A 1,856-nucleotide genomic window follows, 5' to 3' on the forward strand; every position below is an offset into this window, starting at 1 on the left:
AAATATTAAGCAGAATGTGCAACAAATATATATAACTTCTATGTGGTTTTCAGAGTACAAACTCTGACAGATTCAGTGGCGATGGCTATGAGGATCCACCTGTTCCCATCTCGAACACAGTAGTTAAGCTCATAAACGCCGAAAGTACTTGGCTGGAGACGGCCTGGGAGGATAGGAAGCCGCTGATTGACTAAAAGAAAAAGGTCTACCTAAAGGTAGGCCTTTTTCTTTTAGCTAGTCTTCGACTAGCTAATCCTTCTAGAGCCGTCTCCAGCCAAGGTTGTACAAGTATTATCTATGGATAGTAATCTATGGGACGGAGCTGGGAAAAGTAGGGCAGTAGAAGATGGAGGAGTGAAACGACGACAGATTCACTGCATCACTTTCTTCCGAACATAAGATTTACCGAGCTGCGAAGCAGAGAAGGGAAATCCACAGTGAGGAAGCAAGTAGGGCCACCGAAAACTAATTAGCTCTAATCGACGCGTACGTCCATTGCATCAGTTTCGACGAAGCCCTAAAGGTATATATTTTAATTTAGATTATAGTTTTAAATACTGCCATGGGCGAGTGTGATAGGAAGCCGCGTCTAATGGTAGGAGGCCAACTACATCTAAACGATACCGCGGTGCGCAGCACCTATGGTATCGAACCGTATAGTAGCTGAGAAATTTAGATTTATGTAAATAATAGATTAAAAAGCAGTTGAGTAACTCCAAATTTATTTATTCTATAAATTCTATAATATACAATTATCCTTCATTTTTAACTTTAAATATTTATCCGTAAACGTTAGTTATATTATTCAATAGGTATAGACTTCTTAGCGATATAAAAACAACAGTATAACTTAAATATTCCTATTTTAATGGCTATATCTATACATAATACTTGATTGATTAAAACAGTACATAAGATATTCTTTAATCAAATTTTCTAATTAATCATCTTTATGTAATAAATTTTGCTTTAATTATAAATTCTAATAATGACTATCTACTACATATTCTATTCATGCATAGTTTTATTAAAAAAATATATATAAACCTAAAAGTGTAGGTAAATACTAGTTTTATAGCTATATTTATAATGTTTAAATATGTACCAAAATTTACTCGTTTCATATATATCTCATAAAACTTTCACTATGTTTTCACATAGAATCTATATACTAGCAATAGTTGATTGAGATCAACTAAGGAAATGGAGGTCTACTGCAAATAACTTTTACCTGTCCCTTTTACAAATAATACAAACAACACAACACAAAACAATACAACACATAAAACAACACTTAAATACACAACAATACTCTCCCTGTGTATAAACAAAACAATACATATACAAAACTCTCTAATTATATATACCATCTCCCGTATATATAAAGGTAAAAGTTAGGTAGACATAAGAGCCCTTGAAAAAGGGCTCTTTTCCTTTTAAATTCACTATTATTTCATTATTTTAAAACGCTTTGTTTCTTGACATAGGGTCTATTTTTTGTTAAACTAATCAAGTATCAAGCACGGCTTGATGAACATAGGGGTATAGCTCAATTGGTAGAGTAGCGGTCTCCAAAACCGTTGGTTGTGGGTTCAAGTCCTACTGCCCCTGCCAAACTTTGGATTGCGGTCTTCGGACCGCATGTCCATAAAATTACTCAAAAAATATTAAAAAAATGCTTGCATCGATTTAAGCGTTGTGTTAATATAAGTGAGTACCAACTACATGACTCAGTAGCTCAGCTGGATAGAGCGTTTGACTACGAATCAAAAGGCCAGGGGTTCGAATCCCTTCTGGGTCACCAAATTAAAGCATCACAGTAATGTGGTGCTTTTTTATTTTATCTACTTATAGTA

Annotated in this window: 2 tRNA genes and 1 rRNA gene; all 3 read left to right on the forward strand. The window is 34.3% G+C overall.

Annotated elements, in window-relative coordinates:
* The first annotated feature begins 71 nt into the window (after positions 1 to 71).
* The 3 genes from rrf to O3607_RS09710 all read left to right on the forward strand — a co-directional run bounded on the left by rrf (position 72) and on the right by O3607_RS09710 (position 1,804).
* Positions 72 to 188: ribosomal RNA gene (rrf, locus tag O3607_RS09700) — 5S ribosomal RNA — on the forward strand.
* A gap of 1,350 nt (positions 189 to 1,538) precedes the next feature.
* Positions 1,539 to 1,614, forward strand: a tRNA-Trp gene (locus O3607_RS09705).
* Between the two features lie 113 nt (positions 1,615 to 1,727).
* A tRNA-Arg gene (locus O3607_RS09710) sits at positions 1,728 to 1,804 on the forward strand.
* Positions 1,805 to 1,856 lie beyond the last annotated feature (52 nt).

Source organism: Veillonella sp. 20925_1_51 (assembly GCF_041431445.1).
GTDB lineage: Bacteria > Bacillota > Negativicutes > Veillonellales > Veillonellaceae > Veillonella > Veillonella nakazawae.